General features: G+C 64.3%; 14 protein-coding genes. 9 read left to right on the forward strand and 5 right to left on the reverse strand.

Features of this window, described 5'->3' with window-relative positions; genetic code table 11:
- Nucleotides 1-21 precede the first annotated feature (21 nt).
- Entirely contained in the window at nucleotides 22-1,722 is a 1,701-nt protein-coding gene (locus XH87_RS12110) for an alpha-amylase family protein (protein ID WP_271587435.1), read from the forward strand.
- 48 nt (nucleotides 1,723-1,770) lie between these two features.
- Here the strand turns inward: XH87_RS12110 and XH87_RS12115 are convergent, their stop codons facing one another.
- Nucleotides 1,771-3,369 (reverse strand): alpha-amylase family glycosyl hydrolase, encoded by a 1,599-nt coding sequence (locus XH87_RS12115; RefSeq protein WP_271587436.1) that lies wholly within the window; start codon nucleotides 3,367-3,369, stop codon nucleotides 1,771-1,773.
- Nucleotides 3,370-3,552: 183 nt separating this feature from the next.
- Here XH87_RS12115 and XH87_RS12120 point away from each other — a divergent pair, with 183 nt between their 5' ends.
- Nucleotides 3,553-4,233: an MBL fold metallo-hydrolase gene (locus XH87_RS12120; RefSeq protein ID WP_271587437.1), complete on the forward strand. Its 681-nt coding sequence runs from the start codon at nucleotides 3,553-3,555 to the stop codon at nucleotides 4,231-4,233.
- A 58-nt stretch (nucleotides 4,234-4,291) separates the two neighbouring features.
- Here the strand turns inward: XH87_RS12120 and XH87_RS12125 are convergent, their stop codons facing one another.
- On the reverse strand, nucleotides 4,292-4,660 hold the full coding sequence (locus tag XH87_RS12125) for a winged helix-turn-helix transcriptional regulator (protein ID WP_035704500.1): 369 nt from the start codon (nucleotides 4,658-4,660) through the stop codon (nucleotides 4,292-4,294).
- Between the two features lie 139 nt (nucleotides 4,661-4,799).
- Between XH87_RS12125 and XH87_RS12130 the strand changes: the two genes are divergently transcribed.
- Entirely contained in the window at nucleotides 4,800-5,102 is a 303-nt protein-coding gene (locus XH87_RS12130; protein ID WP_271587438.1) for a hypothetical protein, read from the forward strand.
- Nucleotides 5,103-5,189: 87 nt separating this feature from the next.
- Here XH87_RS12130 and XH87_RS12135 read toward each other — a convergent pair whose 3' ends face one another.
- Together XH87_RS12135 and XH87_RS12140 are read right to left on the reverse strand one after the other, a co-directional pair.
- Nucleotides 5,190-6,371 carry an extracellular catalytic domain type 1 short-chain-length polyhydroxyalkanoate depolymerase gene (locus XH87_RS12135; protein ID WP_271587439.1) on the reverse strand — a complete coding sequence of 394 codons (1,182 nt, stop codon included), beginning with the start codon at nucleotides 6,369-6,371 and terminating at the stop codon, nucleotides 5,190-5,192.
- A 163-nt stretch (nucleotides 6,372-6,534) separates the two neighbouring features.
- Nucleotides 6,535-7,947, reverse strand: a complete 1,413-nt coding sequence (locus tag XH87_RS12140) for an MFS transporter (protein ID WP_271587440.1) — start codon at nucleotides 7,945-7,947, stop codon at nucleotides 6,535-6,537.
- A gap of 280 nt (nucleotides 7,948-8,227) precedes the next feature.
- On the opposite strand from XH87_RS12140, the gene XH87_RS12145 reads away from it, so the two are divergent.
- Entirely contained in the window at nucleotides 8,228-9,463 is a 1,236-nt protein-coding gene (locus tag XH87_RS12145; RefSeq protein WP_158671579.1) for an LLM class flavin-dependent oxidoreductase, read from the forward strand.
- A 145-nt stretch (nucleotides 9,464-9,608) separates the two neighbouring features.
- The gene (locus XH87_RS12150) at nucleotides 9,609-10,985 is read left to right on the forward strand and encodes a cytochrome P450 (RefSeq protein WP_271587441.1); all 1,377 of its coding nucleotides are present in this window, start codon (nucleotides 9,609-9,611) and stop codon (nucleotides 10,983-10,985) included.
- 149 nt (nucleotides 10,986-11,134) lie between these two features.
- Here the strand turns inward: XH87_RS12150 and XH87_RS12155 are convergent, their stop codons facing one another.
- Entirely contained in the window at nucleotides 11,135-11,974 is an 840-nt protein-coding gene (locus XH87_RS12155) for an SDR family NAD(P)-dependent oxidoreductase (RefSeq protein WP_271587442.1), read from the reverse strand.
- 179 nt (nucleotides 11,975-12,153) lie between these two features.
- Between XH87_RS12155 and XH87_RS12160 the strand changes: the two genes are divergently transcribed.
- The 4 genes from XH87_RS12160 (at nucleotide 12,154) to XH87_RS12175 (ending at nucleotide 19,160) form a co-directional block, all read left to right on the forward strand.
- Nucleotides 12,154-13,119, forward strand: a complete 966-nt coding sequence (locus XH87_RS12160) for a sensor histidine kinase (protein ID WP_035704487.1) — start codon at nucleotides 12,154-12,156, stop codon at nucleotides 13,117-13,119.
- Nucleotides 13,120-13,427: 308 nt separating this feature from the next.
- Nucleotides 13,428-15,164, forward strand: a complete 1,737-nt coding sequence (locus XH87_RS12165; protein WP_271587443.1) for a putative bifunctional diguanylate cyclase/phosphodiesterase — start codon at nucleotides 13,428-13,430, stop codon at nucleotides 15,162-15,164.
- Nucleotides 15,165-15,455: 291 nt separating this feature from the next.
- Complete coding sequence (locus tag XH87_RS12170) at nucleotides 15,456-16,892, forward strand: sigma-54 interaction domain-containing protein (RefSeq protein ID WP_271587444.1); 1,437 nt, start codon at nucleotides 15,456-15,458, stop codon at nucleotides 16,890-16,892.
- 243 nt (nucleotides 16,893-17,135) lie between these two features.
- Complete coding sequence (locus XH87_RS12175) at nucleotides 17,136-19,160, forward strand: acyl CoA:acetate/3-ketoacid CoA transferase (RefSeq protein WP_271587445.1); 2,025 nt, start codon at nucleotides 17,136-17,138, stop codon at nucleotides 19,158-19,160.
- Nucleotides 19,161-19,239 lie beyond the last annotated feature (79 nt).

Raw genomic sequence — 19,239 nt, forward strand, 5'->3', positions numbered from 1 at the left:
CGGACCCCGAGGCTGCGGCGCATGATCGACGATCTCTGGTACAAGAACGGCGTAATTTACTGCCTGTCCGTCGGTTCCTATATGGACGCCAACGGCGACGGCGTCGGCGATTTCAAGGGCCTGTTGCGTCGGCTCGACTATCTGCACGGGCTCGGCATCACCACGATCTGGCTAATGCCGTTCCAGACCTCGCCCGGCCGCGACAACGGCTATGACATCGCCGACTATTATAGCGTCGATCCCCGCTACGGCACGCTCGGCGATTTCGTCGAGTTCGCCCATGGCTGCAAGCAGCGCGGCATCCGCGTCATCATCGATCTCGTCGTCAACCACACCTCGGACCAGCATCACTGGTTCAAGGAAGCGCGGCGCGACAAGAACTCGCCTTATCGCGACTGGTACGTGTGGTCCGACAAGAAGCCGGCGGGCGCCAACAAGGGCATCGTCTTTCCCGGCGTGCAGAAATCAACCTGGACGCGCGACAAGGAAGCCGGCGCCTGGTACTTCCACCGCTTCTACGATTTCCAGCCCGATCTCAACACCTCGAACCCGCATGTCCAGGCCGAGATCCTGAAGATCATGGGCTTCTGGATCCAGCTCGGCGTCTCCGGCTTCCGCATGGATGCTGTGCCGTTCGTGATCGCGACCAAGGGCGCAAAGGTGAAGAAGCCGGTCGAGCAGTACGACATGCTGCGCGCGTTTCGCGAATTCCTGCAATGGCGTCAGGGCGACGCCATCATCCTCGCAGAAGCCAACGTGCTGCCGAAGACCGACATGGAATATTTCGGCCGCGACGCCGACCGCATGCACATGATGTTCAACTTCCACGTCAACCAGCATCTGTTCTACGCGCTGGCCTCCGCCGATTCGCGCCCGCTGGCGAAGGCGCTGAAGGCGACCAAGCCGCGCCCCGCGACGGCGCAATGGGGCCTGTTCCTGCGCAATCACGACGAACTCGATCTTGGGCGTCTGACCGAGGCGCAGCGCGACACCGTGTTCAAATGCTTCGGACCCGACAAGGACATGCAGCTCTACGACCGCGGCATCCGCCGCCGCCTTGCGCCGATGCTGGGCGGCGACCGCAGGCGGCTCGAGCTTGCCTACAGCCTGATGTGCACGCTGCCGGGGACGCCCGTGATTCGCTACGGCGACGAGATCGCGATGGGCGACGACCTCTCGCTGCCCGAACGCAATTGCGCGCGCACGCCGATGCAATGGTCGACCGAGCCGCATGGCGGCTTCACCAAGAGCGACAAGCCGGCCTGCCCTGTGATCGACAAGGGGCCTTACGGCTTTGAGCACGTCAACGTCGCCAAGCAGCGGCGCGATCCGAATTCCATGCTGAACTGGACCGAGCGCATCGTCCGCATGCGCAAGGAGGTTCCGGAAGTGGGCTGGGGTGATTTCACCGTCATTGCCGTGCGCGATCCCGCGGTGTTCATCATGCGCTACGATTGGCGCAACAACTCGGTGCTGTTCGTACACAATCTCGACGAGAAGCCGCGTGAGATCGCGTTCTCGGCCGGACTAGCCGGCGATACCGGCGCGCACCTGATCAACCTGCTCGCCGAGGACCACAGCCACGCCGATCAGCGCGGCCAGCATCGCATCGTGCTGGAGCCGTATGGCTATCGCTGGTACCGCGTCGGCGGGCTGGATTATCTCCTGAAGCGCAGCGATATCGACGGGTCTGCGGTGCGGGGGACGAAGCATCCGGGATAGACATATCGATAGCCTCCGCTGTCGTCCCCGCGAAGGCGCGGACGACAGCTAGGGTGGAGTGACGATGACCCCCTCATTGCCGCGCAGGTCCAGCACGCCTTCGATCCCCTCACCTTCGCGATCCAGAAACGTCGACAGCAATATCCTGCTGCCGAAACGGACCGCGCTCGTAGTCACCGCGATCGGATCAGGACCGAGATTGAGCGCCACGATGACCGCCCTGCCTCCGGCCTCGCGGCGGTAGATCAGGAGATCGCCCTGCGCGGAGACCGGATGATAGTCGCCCGTGACCAACGGGGGACAGTTCTTCCGCAAGGCGATCAGACCCTTGTAGAGATTGAGGATCGAGCGCGCATCGGCTTCGAGATTGGCGACGTTTTCGCGGATATGGTCCTCAGGCAGCGGCAGCCACGGCCTCACCTCGGAGAAGCCGGCGAAATTGGAGGAATCCCATTGCATCGGCGTGCGGCAGCCGTCGCGGCCGACACCGATGCCGGGCACGTTTTTCTCGAACGGGTCGCGCACGTCCTCCGGCGCGATCGCGAGCTGATGCATGCCGATCTCGTCGCCGTAGTAGAGCGTCGGCGTGCCGCGCAGCGTCAACAGCAGCATGGCCGCGACGCGGGCCTGCTCCGGCCCGACCCGGCTCGCCACGCGCGGGCGATCATGATTGCCGAGCACCCAGTTCGGCCAGGCACCGCGCGGCAGCGCCTTGTCGTAATCCTCGATGATCTTCTCGATCGAGCGCGCGCTCCAGAAGGTCGAGAGCAGCGCGAAATTGAACGGCATCTGCGCGCCGGTGAGATCGTTGCCGTAATAGGCCATGAGGCGGTGCAGCGGCAGATAGATCTCGCCGATCAGGACGCGCGCACCGCGGGAATCGGTGATGCGCCGCATCTCGGCGATCACGTCATGCACCTCCGGCTGGTCGGTCGAGTATTGCGTCAGGATCCGTTCGTTCGGCGGCCGGCCCTCGACATAATGCGGGTTGGGCGGGTTGTCGCGGAATTCGGCGTCCTTGATCAGGTGCCAGATCACGTCGACGCGAAAACCGTCGACGCCCTTGTCCAGCCAGAACCGCATCACGTCGTAGATCGCGGCGCGGACTTCGGGATTGCGCCAGTTCAGGTCCGGCTGCTGGGCGAGGAAGGCGTGATAGTAATACTGACCCGTGGTCTCGTCGAACTGCCAGGCGCTGCCGCCGAACTCGGACAGCCAATTGTTGGGCGCGCCGCCGTCAGGCGCGGGATCGCGCCAGATGTACCAGTCGCGCCTGGGATTGTCGCGCGAGGCGCGGCTCTCCACGAACCAGGGATGCTGGTCCGAGGTGTGGTTCGGCACGAGGTCGAGGATCAGCTTCAGGCCTTTGTCATGGGCGGCCGCGAGCAGCGCATCGAAATCCGCCATCGTGCCGAACAAGGGCTCGATGCCGGTATAGTCGGAGATGTCGTAGCCGAAATCCGCCATCGGCGAGGGAAAGATTGGCGACAGCCAGATCGCATCGACGCCGAGCGACTTCACGTAAGGCAGCCGCCTGAGGATGCCGGCGAGATCGCCGACGCCGTCGCCATCTGCATCCTGAAACGAGCGCGGATAGATCTGATAGAAGATGCCGTCGCGCCACCAGTTCTCGTTGCCCTGAGCCATGCCGAAAGACCACCCGAAATCTGCGCCGCGCGCGGGAGAACGCGGCAGCAACGCCCCGGTTCGAATTGGCAGGCGAATTGGGACGGCCGTGTGACGAGGGCAGCGGCTGTTCCCCAACCTCTCGCCCGAATCCTTTGCGAATCTTTTGCTTGGCGGGCTGACAAAAATCGGCATTGTGGCGCCATGACCGAGCAAACTGACTCCCAGGACTCCTCGCAACCCAAGGCGGGCGCGATCATCGTTCCCGTGACGCTGTTCGAGCAGAACTGCACCATCATCTGGGACGAGCCTTCCAGGAAGGCCGTGGTAATCGATCCCGGCGGCGACGTGCCGAAGATCCTGGATGCGATCAGGCAGACCGGCGTCACCGTGGAGAAGATCTGGCTGACCCACGGCCATATCGATCATGTCGGCGGCGCGGCCGAGCTGCGCGATGCGCTGAAGGTGCCGATCGAGGGCCCGCATGTCGCGGACAAGTTCCTGCTCGACAACGTCGTCGCAAGCGGCGCGCGCTTCGGCATGACCGGCGTCCGCGATTTCGCGCCGGACCGCTGGCTCAATGAGGGCGACACCGTGTCGATCGGCGGCTTGCACTTCGACATCCTGCACTGCCCCGGCCATTCGCCCGGCAGCGTGGTGTTCTTCAACAAGGCGTTACGTTTTGCCCATGTCGGCGACGTCCTGTTCGCGGGCTCGGTCGGCCGCACCGATCTGCCCGGCGGCAGTCACGCCACGCTGATCAACTCGATCCTGACCAAGCTGCTGCCGCTCGGCGACGATGTCGGCTTCATCTGCGGCCACGGCGCAGGCTCGAGCATCGGCCAGGAGCGGATGACGAATCCGTTCATCACCGGCGAGATGTAGCCTTCTGGTTGAGCATGATCTGATCGGAAAACCGCTTCACACTTTTCCGGATCATGCACTATTCGGCGGCGCTCGCCAGCGCCGCCGTCTCGCTGAGGTGACGTTCGCCCCACTCCCGGATCGCGGCGACGACAGGCACGAAGCTCTTGCCCTTGCGGGTCAGGCGGTACTCGACCTTCGGCGGCACCTCGCCATAATCCCTGCGGTCGATCAGGCCGCTTTGCGTCAGCGCCTTCAATTCGCGGCTGAGCACGCGCGGGGTGATCTCCGCGCTTCCACTTGTGCCGCGCAACAGTCCGCTCCTGATCTCGCCATAGCGGCGCGGGCCGTCCTTCAGGTCCCAGACGATGCGGAGCTTGTACTTGCCGCTGATCATCTTCTGAAAGGCCGCCACCGGACAGGTGCGCGCCGGGATTGCCCTTGCCATGTCGTCTCCTCCAAGCGCAGCCAGCTTGCGGGAGCATAGGAGCAGCGTCGAGAAAGTCCATACTATCAAATTTGTCCATACTTGCAGGATCGCTCGCGAAGCGCAGATGATGACGCATATGACGAACAGGGAGCGTCACATGAAGCACTTCATGATCAGCTACGAGTTCAGGAACGGCACGACGGAAGACTGGCACCGCGAGATCGGCCGTTTCATCAAGGCGATCGACGGCGATCCGGAACTGAAAGGGCGGATCGGCTATCGTTGCCTGAAGCATCGCGACGACGGCAGCTATCTCCACCTCGCCAGCGTCACCGACGATGCCGCGCAAAAAGCGCTGCAATCGCGCGACTTCTTCAAGCACTATCAGGAGGCGACGCGGAAGGTTGCGGGCGGCGAAGTGACGGTGACGCCGATCGAATGGATCGATCAGACGGGGTAGCGCTTGTGGGCTGACGCGATTGCGCCCGCGACAAACTCGGCCGTCGTCCCGGACAAGCGCCAGCGCAGATCCGGGACGACGGCGAGGCTACTTCATCAATCCCGCGGCCGTGAGCGCGCGGGTGATGATCTGGCCGAGATCGAAGCCGCGAGCCTGCTCGCGCTTCAATTCGACCGGCTCTTCGGCGATTGCCGCGCGGATCGAGCGGGCGAGATGCGGCGCGGGCGAGAGCACCGGCTTCGTTGCAGGCTTCGCTGCCGGCCTGGCTTCCGCCTTTGCGGCGTCCGGAATCCAGCCGGTAAGGCCGAAGAACTTTGCAATGTGGTAGGACGAGGAAATGCCGGCCTCGATCAGGAACGCGCCTTCCATGCCGTAACGCTGGTCGTTGTCGGCAAGGCCGAGCGGCGTGCCATGCGCCATGTCGGTGATGGCATAGGACTCGACCAGCGTCTCGCCGTCCTTGTCCCACCAGGCCTGGCGCGGATAGCCATCGACATTGGTCTCCGCCATCGGCATCTCCGGCAGACCATGCAGGTCGAGCCATTGCTTGACGATCTCGTTGGCATTGCCGGGATTGACGGTGCGGTCGGCGCTGCCGTGCCACACCGAGACCTTCGGCCAGGGCCCGCGATGATCGGAGGCGCTGCGCACGAGATCGCCGAGCTCGCGCGCGGGACGCGCCGGGGAATGAAACATGCCGTCGAGCGCCTCGCGCAAATTCGAGGCGATGCCATAGGGCAGTCCGGCAATGACCGCGCCGGCCGCGAAGACTTCCGGATAGGTCGCAAGCATCACCGAGGTCATGCCGCCGCCGGCCGACAGGCCGGTGATGAAGACGCGCCTGGAATCAATGCGGTGCGTCTCGATCATGTGCGCGATCATCTCGCGGATCGAATGCGCTTCGCCGCCGCCCCGCACCGTGTCCTCCGGATTGAACCAGTTGAAGCAGGTGTTGCCGTTGTTGAGGCGTTGCTGCTCGGGCATCAAAAGAGCAAAGCCGTAGTGCCTTGCCAGCGTCGACCAGCCCGCGCCGAAATCGTAGGCGGCTGCCGTCTGCCCGCAGCCATGCAGCACGACGACGAGCGCGCGGGGCTTCTGCAATTGGCCCGGCACGAACGCGAACATGCGCAAGGCCCCGGGATTGTCGCCGAAGCCGATGATCTCTTCCAAGGGGCTGGCTTCATCCGCACTGCGGCCGAGCTCGGCAAAGCGCAGTCCGTCCATCCTTGGCAGGCGTCTCAGCAGATCGATATTTTTGGCTAACGACACGGCAAGTTCCTGGTGGGCGACGTTCAACGTCCAGCCCAACCAGATAGTTGCTGCGTTGCAAAATAAAAAGACCGTGCGCTGTCAATCCCGGCGAAATCACCGGAAATCCCGCAGGATTCCACACGTATTAACCGCAGTGCCTCAACTTCTTAACCGCAGTGCCTCAACTTCGTGCCGATGCGCGGCGCATCCACGCCAGAAATGCGGCGCAAATCATCATTGACGTCACAAACAGCGCGAGCGACGCGAGGAATCCTGCGCGCGCTGATTGCAGGGCCTCGACGGCGAAGAATACCGCGCCGATTGCGGCCACTCCGGCCGCATTTCCGATCTGCGCCGTCGTGCCGTAGATGCCGGAGGCCGAGCCTGCGGCGACAGGCTTCACCGTCGAGAGCAACGCGCCCGAGAGCGGCGCCATCACCAATCCCTGGCCGTAGCCGAAGATGATCATGGTGAACGCAAGCAGGAGCGGCGACGGCGCATCGACACCGCCCGCAACAAGCGCGAGCGCGGCGAGGCCCGCAATTTGAATCGCGCAGCCTTCGATCAACACCTCGGTGCCACGAGGGCGCGCCCGCGCTGCACTGTGGCGCGAGGCCAGCACGAAGGCGAGCGCGAGCGGAATGAAGGCCATGCCGGCCGCGAGCGGCGGGATCTTCAGGCCGCGCTGCATGAACAGCGTCATCACCAGATAGAACGAGAGATTGGCGAAGAAGAAAAAGAAGGCGGCGCCGACGCCGCGCAGGAAGGCGGCGTCCGCCAGCAGCGTGAGATCGATCAGCGGCATGCCGCCGGCGCTTGCGACCGCCTGCTCCAGCTTCAGGAACGCGGCGAGGATCACGCCGCCGCTTCCCATCACCGCCCAGATCCACGGTGCCCAACCGACATCGTGACCGAACAGCAGCGGGCCGATCAGGCACAACAGCCCCGCGAACAGCACCACGCCGCCCTTGATGTCGAGCCTTGTACCTGATCGGCGCGGCACCGATGGCATGATGCGCCAGGCAGCGATAGCGATGGCGAGGCCGCAGGGCACATTGACGAAGAACACCGCGCGCCAGCCGGTGCCGGCGAGATCTAGCGTGACCAGCAGACCGCCAAGCAGGAAGCCCGCGGCGCCCGCGAGCCCAAGCACGACGCCATAGATGGCGAAGGCGCGGCTGCGCGAATCATCAGCGAACAGAAGGTGCAGCGTCGCCAGCACCTGCGGCACCATCAGCGCCGCGGTCGTGCCCTGCGCCAGCCGCGCGATAATCAATTCCACCCCGGACTGCGCGAGGCCACACCAGAGCGACGTCAGGGTGAAACCGAGCACGCCGGCCAGGAAGACATTCTTCGTGCCGTGGATGTCGCCGAGCCGGCCACCGGTCACGACCAGCGTGGCATAGGCGATCAGGTAGATCGCAATGATCGATTCGATCTGGGCCGGCGAGGCCTTCACGTCGACCGCGATGGTGGGAATGGCGACGTTGACCACGAAGGCGTCGACGCCGAACATGAACTGGGCGGCCACGACGATTGCCAGCACCCACCAACGTCGCGACGAATCAATTTGTTTTGTGACGATCTGATGCATTGGCGCACGACTCTGGACTCGTGGCCCGATGATTTCAGATCGCGTACGGTGTCGCCATTACTTCACAGGTAGGGTTCGCGTGCGCTTCTTCTCTCCCCGCCGGCGGAAGGACAAGCCCGGCCATGACGGTATGGAGCGCCTGCACGCAAGTATGAGAGGAGGAAGAAGTCACACGCATGCCTGCATTCCACCACGCGGGACATCGCGCGATTGCGTTCGCTTGCCCCAGCACGTAGCCTCGGCATCTCAACAAGCAGAAAATGAAGCCGGAGAGAACGCCATGGCGCGCCTGAAGTTCGGAGCCTTCCTTGCCCCGCATCACCCGATCGGGGAGCATCCGATGCTGCAGTTCCGGCGCGATCTCGACCTGGTCGAGCAGTTGGATGCGCTCGGCTATGACGAGTTCTGGTGCGGCGAGCATCATTCCTCCGGCTGGGAGATGATCGCCTCGCCCGAGATGTTCCTGGCCGCAGCCGGCGAGCGCACCAAGCGGATCAAGCTCGGCACCGGCGTCGTCTCGCTGCCCTATCACCATCCCTTCAACGTCGCCCAGCGCATGGTGCAGCTCGACCACATGACCGGCGGCCGCGCCATCTTCGGCTCCGGACCGGGCGCGCTCGCGTCGGATGCGCACACGCTCGGTATCGATCCGATGACGCAGCGCGACCGCCAGGACGAGGCGATCGGCATCATCCGCCGCCTCTTCAACGGCGAGCGCGTCACCGCCAAGAGCGACTGGTTCACCATGAACGACGCCGCGCTCCAGATCCTGCCCTTGCAGGAGGAGATGCCGTTCGTGGTCGCCTCGCAGATCTCGCCCTCCGGCATGACGCTCGCCGGCAAATACGGCATCGGCATCATCTCGCTGGGCTCGATGACGACGCAGGGTCTGATGTCGTTGCAGCAGCAATGGCAGTTTGCCGAAGATGCCGCCAGGAAGCATGGCACCAAGGTGAACCGTGCCGACTGGCGCGTGCTGCTGACCTTCCACATCGCCGAAACCCGCGAGCAGGCGCGCCGCGAAGCAGGCGCCGGGCTGATGCGCTGGCACAACGAATACAATGTCGGAACGCTGCAGCGGCCGGGGCTCACCGCGTTCTCCTCGCCCGACGAGGCGGTCGACAAGACGGCCTTCGTCGAGGGCGCCGCGTCCACCATCGGCACGCCCGACGATCTCGTCAAAACCATCAAGAACGTGATGCAGGTCTCCGGCGGCGTCGGTGCCATCATCGGCTTCGTGCACGACTGGGCCAATCCGGAAGCGACGCGGCGCAGCTGGGACATGGTGGCGCGCTACGTCGTGCCCGAGATCAACGGCTACATCGACGGTCTGCGCAAATCGCAAAAATTCGTGATCGAGAACCGCGCGATCTTCGAGCGCGCGGGACAGGCCGTGATGGCCAAGATCATGGAGAACGAGAAGGCCGCCGAGGCGCTGAAAGTCACCGGTCCCGGCCGCGTCGCCATCCCCGCCGTCAACGCGCCGGATCTGCAGAAGGAGGCGGCGAAGCGGTAGGGACTCGTTGCGGCGAACACCCGCAATGAAGATCTCGAGCAAGTGTTACCGGCCTGTGCTAAGCTGATCGCGTCAGCCTGGCGCAGGCCGCAACAATGCCGCGGGCGCACGGATTCTGTTCGGTCAGCCAACCGGAGCAATCGTGATGTCGATGCAGAATGTGGCCGCCCCTGCGCTCCAGTTCACCCCACCGAGACGCAACGAGCTGAGCCACATCCCCGGCGACGAAGGCTGGCCGATCATCGGCAAGACCTTTCAGGTGCTCGCCGATCCGAAGGGCCATATCGAGGCGAACGCCGCCAGATACGGCCTGGTCTACCGGACGCACTTTTTCGGCGAGACCAATGTCGTGCTGCTCGGGCCCGAGGCGAACGAGCTCGTGCTGTTCGACCAGCAAAAGCTGTTCTCGTCGACGCATGGCTGGAACAAGGTTCTGGGCCTGCTGTTCCCGCGCGGGCTGATGCTGCTCGATTTCGACGAGCACCGGCTGCATCGCAAGGCGCTGTCGGTCGCGTTCAAGTCCGGGCCGATGAAGTCCTATCTCAGCGATCTCGACCGCGGTATTTCCGCGCGCGTCGCGCAGTGGAAGGCGAAGCCCGGCGAGATGCAGCTCTATCCGGCGATGAAGCAGCTCACGCTCGATCTCGCCGCGGCCTCGTTCCTCGGCGCGGATATCGGGCCGGAGGTCGACGAGATCAACCGCGCCTTCGTCGACATGGTCGCCGCCGCCGTCGCCCCGATCCGCCGTCCCCTGCCCGGCACGCAGATGGCGCGTGGCGTTGCGGGGCGCAAGCGCATCGTCGCCTATTTCCGCGAGCAGATTCCGCTCCGCCGCGGCAATCACGGCGGCGACGATCTGTTCTCGCAGCTCTGCCGCGCCACCCATGAAGACGGCGCGTTGCTCTCGGAGCAGGACATCATCGACCACATGAGTTTCCTGATGATGGCGGCGCACGACACGCTGACCTCGTCGCTGACCTCCTTCATCGGCGAGCTCGCCGCCAATCCGCACTGGCAGGACAGGCTGCGCGCGGAGGTGCTCGCGCTCGGACTTGCCCCGGGTGCGCCGAGCAGCTTCGACGATCTCGAAAAGATGCCGCTGTCGGAGATGGCGTTCAAGGAGGCGCTGCGGATCAAGCCGCCGGTGCCCTCGATGCCACGCCGCGCGATGCGCGATTTCAGCTTCAAGGGCTTTACGATCCCCGCCGGCACCGCGATCGGCGTCAATCCGCTCTACACGCACCACATGAAGGAGATCTGGCCGGAGCCGGATCGCTTCGATCCGCTGCGCTTCACCGAGGAGGCGCAGCGTGGCCGCCACCGCTTCGCCTTCGTGCCGTTCGGCGGCGGCGCGCATATGTGCCTCGGCCTGCACTTTGCCTATATGCAGGCCAAATGCTTCGCGCGGCACTTCCTGCAGAACATCGAGGTCTCGCTCGCGCCCGGCTACAAGCCGGACTGGCAGATGTGGCCGATCCCGAAGCCGCGCGACGGGCTGAAGGTGAGAGTGAAGGCGGTGTGAGCTTCGCCCTCGTGTCCCGGACGCGCGAAGCGCGAGCCGCGACCCAGAATCTTCAAGATCGTCTCAGGAGCGAGATGGGCCCCCGGCTCTGCAGCGCACCGCACCGGACGATGCTTCGCATCGCCGGGCGTCCGGGGCACGAGACCTTCCTACGCCCCCTGGTCGAACGCCTTGCGCAGGGCCACATAGCCCTGCTGCTGTTGGCTCCAGTTGCGGCCGCCGGTCATGGCGCCGTCGACGACGAGGTCATGGCCGTTGACGAAGCTGGATTCGTCGCTGGCCAGGAACACCGCGGCATGGGCAATGTCATCGGGAAGGCCGGCACGCGGGATCGGCTGCGCGGTCTTGTAGACTTCGCGCATCACCGCCGGCGTCTGCTCCGCGGCATCGGTCGAGAGCCCCAGCGCCTTGCCGAAGATGCCTGTCGCGATCGCGCCGGGCGAGATCGAGTTGACGCGGACGTTGGATTCGCCGAGCTCCATCGCCACGCATTTGGTCAAATGGATCACCGCCGCCTTGGCCGCGCCATAGACCATCGACGACGAGAAGCCGGCGAGGCGGCCGGCGATGCTGCCATTGTTGATGATGCTGCCGGAGCCCTGCTTCTTCATGTGAGGCGCGGCATGCTTCATGCCGAGCATGACGCTGCGCACCAGCGTGGCCATCGCCGCGTCGAACCGCTCGACCTCGAGGCCCTCGATGCCCCCGGTCTGCGCCGGCCCGCCGGCATTGTTGAACAGGCAATCGATCCGGCCGAATTTCTCGACCGCAAGCGCGATCAGCGCCTGCATCTGCGCTTCGACCGTGACGTCGGTCTGGCGGAAGATGCAGTTGGCCCCGAGCTGCTTCGCCAGAGCCTCGCCTTCCGGTATGCGCCGACCCGCGATCACAATTTTGGCACCTTCGGCAACGAAGACTTCCGCAGTGCGCAATCCGATCCCGCTCGTCGCCCCAGTAATCACTGCAACCTTGCCGTCCAGCCTGCCCATGGAATGTTCCTGTCTTTGAGCGATTTGATGCCAAGTGGCGAACGTCGGCCGTCGCCGTCGCCGGAGCGGCCACTATCCCTGCCCGCTTCCGACAAGGCAAGCTATGCTTATGCGGGCGGCATGCGTAACATCCTCACGGGCCGCTCGATTTTCGAACGCATATCGCAACTGGGCTGCGCATGGGGAAGCTGATCGACGAGTTCCGCAAGGGCTGGCAGGGCGCGGCGCCGCCCTCGCTCGGTCTGAGCATCTCGTTTGCGGTGATCTGCCTGTTGGGCGCGACCCTGGTCCGCTGGGGTCTCGCACAGGTTCGCCCCGACATCTACTTCACGCCGTACTTCCCAGCCGTGTTCTTTGCCGCGGCCCTGGGAGGATTCCGGATCGGTGTGGTGACGGCGCTGGTCGGCGGCGTGCTCGGTGTCGTCCTGAATTTCGGCGATGCTTTTGCCGATCGCGCGCGGTTTGCCCTGCTGGCGCTCTATTGGGCCGTCTGCGCGATAACCATCTGGGGTGTCGAGCACTATCGCACCATGCTGGCGGAGCAGCGCCGGATCTCGAGGCGCCTGATCGAGGAAGAAGAATATCGCAAGCTGCTGGTCGACGAGCTCCAGCACCGGCTGAAGAACAAGCTGTCGACGGTGCATGCCGTGCTGCACCAGGTGCTGCACGACCAGCCGCAGGTCTGGGCCCGGGTCGATCCCCGGCTGCGCTCGCTTGCCGCAACCGACGATTTGATATCGCGGATCGACAAGGCCGGCTGCGATATCCGCGACCTCCTGATCTCGGAGCTTGGCCCCTATGGCCATGTCCGCTTCACCCTCAATGGCGAGCGATTGCTCCTGCCGCCGAAGCTCGCGGTCACGCTGTCATTGATGTTTCACGAGCTCGCTACCAATGCGGGCAAGTATGGCGCATTCTCCTCGCCGCGCGGCCTGCTGCAGGTGTCATGGACCATCAGCGACGACCGCCTGGCCATCACCTGGGACGAAACCGAGGGGCCGAGCGTCGACAAGGTGTCAGAGCCCGGCTTCGGCACCAAGCTGCTGAAATCGGCTCTGTCTGCCTTCGACGGCAGGACCGAGATCTCGTATCTGAAAACCGGGCTGCATTGCATCATGCAGTGCCGAATCCCGCGTAGCGAATAAAGCTCGATGAATCAGCCCGGGTTGCGAATCACCTCTCCCCAACAGGAGAGGTGTCGACCACGGCTCGCACCATTTCAACCAGGGCAGATACGCAGCCGGATTCGATATAAGCGAAAGCGATAGCGCACCCTTCGCCCGCAGTTTCACTGCGTGCATTGACCCTCTGTTAATGACGATCGGGGGCGCGCGTCGCATCGTCGCAAGACACCCCCGTATTTCTCCGGAGGCCTTAACCAAACTTAAGAGGGAACCGCGCAAGATCGCGCTCATTGCAAAGGCGCGCTGAAACAACAAGATTCATGACTTCTATGAACGACAACAGATATTCCGGCGCGAACGAGGCCGAACTCGGATTTCTCAAGGAAATCGTTAGAATGCTGCCGGCGGGCCTCACCGTGCAGGACGCACATGGCGAGCTTCTGCTGGTTAACGACGCCGCCGCCGCCCAGCTCGGCATGGACGGCAGCCGTCCCTCACCCGATCTGGCGCCGCGCCGCGCCGCCTGCCTGCAGGCGCTGAGCGCCGGCCAAGCGATCGTGACCGAGGAAGCGCTTCACGTCGGCGCCGCGCGCCAGGTGCTGCTCACGACCCATCGTCCCGTTCGTCTCGCCGGACGCGAGCTCCTGATCTCGGCGTCCTCCGACATCACCGAACAGAAGAATTTCGAGGACCAGCTGTTCCGTTCGGCCTATTTCGACGAGCTGACCGGATTACCCTCGCGGCGCGTGATCGAACATCGCACCAACAATCTGCTCACGAAAGTCCGCGGCGGCGAGCGTTTCGCGCTGGCCTTTCTCGACGTCGACAATTTCAAGCACATCAACGACTATTACGGCCACTCCGTGGGAGACGCGTTGCTGGTCGAGCTGTCGAGGCGGCTCGGGCGGGACCTGCGCGATTCCGACATGCTGTCGCGCATCTCCGGCGACGAATTCCTGCTGCTGCTCTCCCCGATCCAGAGCCAGGAGGAAGTCGCCGAGTTCATGCAATCGACGCTGGAGCGGCTGACCGCCCCGTTCTTCATCGACCATTCGGAAGTCTTCGCCTCGACTTCGGTCGGCATCAGCCTCTATCCCGATCACGGGAGCAGCTTCGAGACGCTGCGGCAGAACGCCGACATCGCGATGTACCGGATCAAGAACAACGGCAAGGGGCTGGCCGCCTTCTTCGACGCCAGCATGGAGCGCGAGGCGCAGGCACGGATGAAGGTCGAGCAGTCGCTGCGGCTCGCCATCCTGGAAAAGCGCTTCTGCTGCGCCTTCCAGTCCAAGGTCGACATCCGCACACAGGCCGTGAAGGGCATCGAGGCCCTGGTCCGCCTGCGCGACGACCAAGGCGTGATCCAGGCGCCCGGCTCGTTCATCAATCTTGCCGGCGAGCTCGGGCTGATCGACGAGCTGACCCATCTCGTGCTCGCCGAGATCGTCAAGTCGATCGACCTGATCAACGACACGTTCGGCGCGGAAGCAACCATCAGCATCAACGTCGCCGCCAAGCAGGCCGGCAATCCCGAGTTCATGCGCAGCTTTGCTCGGGCGCTGGACGACACCGGCTTTCCCCAGCGCTTCATGATCGAGGTGACGGAAGACGCCTTCGTCGCCAAGAATCATTTCCAGGCCGAGATCCTGCCGATATTCCGCAAGCTCGGCGTCGGCATCTCCATCGACGATTTCGGCACCGGCTATTCCTCGCTCTCGGCGCTGGCCGACATCACCGCGGACGAGATCAAGATCGACCGCTCCTTCATCACCGACATCCATAAGCGCCCGCGCAGCCAGGGCATCCTGCGCGCGATCGAATCCCTGAGCGAAGCGCTCGGCATGACGGTGATCGCCGAGGGCCTCGAATCCTACGAGGAGCTCGCCTATCTCCAGGCGACGACCAAGATCCGCTACGCGCAGGGCTACTACTTCTCCCGGCCGATCTTCCTGGAGGAGCTGAAGCTCGCAACACCCGTCTCCAGCGAGGCGCGGGTCAGCGTGGCGAGCCGCCCCCACCAGCAGAACCGCCAGGGCTATTCGCGGGCGAGCGGGTATCGAAGGTAAGGGCAAGGCGGCGCAACAAATACGGTCGTCGTCCCGGGGCGCGCAAAGCGCGAACCCATAACCACGGGGCGCAGTTGCAGCGCGACGCTCCCACTCCGAGTCTTCGCCAAATTGCTCCCTGTGGGTATGGCTCCCGGATCGGCGCTCCGCCCTGGACAACGCTTCGCGTTGCCAAGAGCTGCGCTTGTCCGGGACGACGACCGAGAATGGCCGCCCTCTAAATGGTCAATTCCCCCTTTGAAATTACTGGTCTTTTGCTAATAAGCAGCCAGACTTCCCGCGAGGTACGTCATGCCCGCCTCCTCGATCAGCGATCCCGCCTATCTCCGTGCACGCGCGATGGAGACGCTGTTCGAGCGGCTGGAAAATCTCTGCGAAGGTGCAATTGCGATCGATCGCAGCGGACGCGTCGTCTACGTCAACGAGAAATATCTCGCAGCGCTCGGCCTCGGGCGCACCAGTGAGGCGATCGGCCGGTCGATCGAGGAGGTCATCCCGAACAGCCTGATGCGGAAGGTGGCCGAGACCGGCGAGCCGATCCTGCTCGACATCATGGAGCTCGGCGGCGAGCAGCTCGTCGTCACCCGCATGCCGATCGAGGACGAGAACGGGACGGTGATCGGCGCGATCGGATTCGTGCTCTATGATCATCTCGAAAGCCTGAAGCCTCTGCTCGCCCGCGTCGCCCAGCTCGAGAGCGATTTGCGGCTGGCGCGGCGGCAATTGTCCAACGCCCGCGCGGCGCGTTTCACCTTCGCCGACTTCGTCGGTACCACGCCTGGAATCGCGCAGGCCAAGGAGCTCGCAAGCCGTGCCGCGCGGCAGAGCGTCACGGTGCTGCTCACTGGCGAGACCGGAACGGGAAAGGAGATGCTGGCGCAGGCGATTCACAACGCCTCCTCGCGTGCGGAGAGGCCGTTCGTCAGCGTCAACGTGGCCGCGATCCCGGACACGCTGATCGAATCGGAATTCTTCGGCACGGCGCCGGGCGCCTATACCGGCGCCGACCGCAGGGGGCGCGAGGGCAAATTCCGCATTGCCGACGGCGGCACGCTGTTCCTCGACGAGATCGGCGAGATGCCGCTGCAATTGCAGGCCAAGCTGCTGCGCGTGCTCCAGGAGCGCGAGATCGAGCCGCTCGGCTCGGACAAGATCACCAGGGTCGACGTCCGCGTCATCGCCGCGACCAATGTCGATCTGCGCAAACGCGTCAGCGACGGCGCATTTCGCGCCGATCTCTACTACCGTCTCAACGTGCTCTCGGTCGACCTGCCGCCGCTGCGCCACTGCCTCGACGATCTCCCTGACATCTGCGCCCGGCTGCTCGACGACATCAGCGCGTCGGGCGACTACGTCAAGGCGAAGATCACGCCGAGCGCGCTCGCCGCGCTCGGCCGCTACGACTGGCCGGGCAATGTCCGCGAGCTCCGCAACATCCTCGAGCGCGCGCTGATCCTCAGCGATTCCGGGCGGCTGACCGGCGAGGATGTCGCGCGCATCCTCCCCGTCGGCGCCGAGGTCAGGCTCGCACCGCCCGCGCGCCCGGCCGGAACGGTGGTGCCTTATGCCGAAGCCGAGGCCGTGTTCGAGAAGCACACGCTCGAGCAGGCGCTCGCCGCCAGCAACGGCCAGATCACCGAAGCCGCCAGGATGCTGCGGATCTCGCGCGCGACCTTCTACAAGAAGCTCGCCAAGTTCGGCCTCGCCACGGGACCGGCTGCCGTCTGAGTTTCGAGACTCCCCGTGTCCGGAATCTCGGATTCCGGACACGGTGCCTGGTTACTCTTCGGCATCGGACATGCGGAAATTGCCGTAGCTTAGGCCGCTTTCCGCGAAACGACGGCATCTGGCGCGGACCTTGCTCTTTGCTGCCTTCCCTCGTGGGGAGCAAGCTGTTCCAGGACTGCTCCCCGCGATAAGATCAACGCAAAACAACAACGGCATACGGTCGAAGGGATCGGGAGGAACGCCGTGAGCCAGCACCCAGCTCTGCCGTATTTGCGCAATTCCGAGAAGGGCAAGGTCGTCTCGGCGACTGAGGCCGTCATGCTGATCCGCGACGGCGACACGGTGGCGACCGGCGGCTTCGTCGGCATCGGCTTTGCCGAGGAGATCGCGATCGCGCTGGAGGAACTCTATCTGTCCCACGAGGACGATGCACCCTATACGCAGGGTAAGCCGCGCAATTTGACGCTGGTCTATGCGGCCGGACAAGGCGATGGCAAGCAGCGCGGCCTCAATCATCTTGCACATGAAGGGCTGGTTCGGCGCGTGATCGGCGGGCATTGGGGCCTTGCGCCGAAACTGCAGCAGCTCGCGATCGCAAACCAGATCGAGGCTTATAACCTCCCGCAGGGCGTGATCACGCATCTGTTCCGCGACATCGCCGCGCACCGGCCCGGCCACATCACCCGCGTCGGCATGGGCACTTTCGTCGACCCGCGGCATGGCGGCGGCAAGCTCAACGCACGCACCACCGAAGACATGGTGGAACTGATCACGCTGCGCGGCGAGGACTGCCTGCTCTACAAGACGTTTCCGATTCACGTCGGCATCATCCGCGCCACCACGGGCGATCCCGACGGCAATCTCACCATGGAGAAGGAGGCACTGACGCTGGAGGCGCTCGCCATCGCCATGGCGGCGCACAATTCCGGCGGCATCGTCATCGCCCAGGTCGAACGCGTGGCCGAGGCCGGCAGCCTCAATCCGCGCCAGGTCAAGATTCCCGGCATCCTCGTCGACTGCGTCGTCGTGGCAAGGCCGGAGAACCACTGGCAGACGTTCGGCACCGTATACAATCCGGCCTTCAGCAGCGAGATCCGCGTCCGCGCCGCCTCGCTGCCGGTGATGCCGATCAGCGAGCGCAAGATCATCGCCCGGCGCGCCGCCCTGGAACTGAAGGCCAACAGCGTCGTCAATCTCGGCATCGGCATGCCGGAGGGGATCGCCTCGGTCGCCAACGAGGAACGGATCATCGATCTCATCACGATGACCGCGGAACCGGGCGTGATCGGCGGCATCCCGGCGAGCGGCATCGACTTCGGCGCGGCGATCAACACGCAGGCGGTGATCGACCAGCCGTACCAGTTCGACTTCTACGACGGCGGCGGTCTCGATGCCGCCTTCCTCGGGCTTGCCCAGGTCGACCGCGTCGGCAACCTCAATGTCAGCAAGTTCGGGCCGAAACTCGCCGGTGCCGGCGGCTTCATCAACATCAGCCAGAATGCCAAGGAAGTCGTCTTCGTCGGCACCTTCGGCGCAGGCAGGCAGCGCATCGCGGTGACCGACGGCAGGCTCGTCATTCTCGACGAGGCGACATCACGTAAATTCGTCGACCATGTCGAGCACGTCACCTTCAGCGGCCCGTTTGCCGCCGCGCGCAAGCAACGCACGCTCTATGTCACCGAACGCTGCGTGTTCGAGCTCAGGCCGGACGGGCTCGAACTCACCGAAGTCGCGCCCGGCATCGACATCGAGCGCGACATCCTCCGCCTGATGGATTTCAAGCCGCTGATCCCGCGCGATCCCGCAACCATGGACGAGCGCATCTTCCGCGACGGCCTCATGGATCTGCGCGAGAGCCTGCTCACCATCCCGCTCGACCAGCGCTTCACGCTTGACGAGCGGCAGAACCTGTTCTTCGTCAATCTGGAACGCTATCCGCTGCGCAGCAAGACCGAGATCGACACCATCGCATCCATCGTCGAGGCTCGCCTGGCGCCGCTCGGACGCCGGGTCTACGCCATCGTCAATTATGACAATTTTTCCATCCTGCCGGAGCTGATGGACGATTATTCCGCCATGGTCCGCAGCCTCGTCGACCGCTTCTATTCCGGCGTATCGCGCTACACCACGTCGGGCTTCCTGCGTATCAAGCTCGGCGAAGCCCTGGAGAAGCGCGGCGTGGCGCCGCACATCTTCGAGAGCGCGGAGGAAGCGCAGTCGGACTGGCGCCAGGTCGAGGCCGGCGCAGCGAGGCAGGCCCAAAAATGATGCATGCCCGCAGAGGCCAGACCGCGCCACCGGAAGGTTCAATTGCAATGTTCGCAAGCTTGTGCAAATCGCTGTTGCC

Origin of the sequence: Bradyrhizobium sp. CCBAU 53415 (genome assembly GCF_028128735.1) — a bacterium.
GTDB lineage: Bacteria > Pseudomonadota > Alphaproteobacteria > Rhizobiales > Xanthobacteraceae > Bradyrhizobium.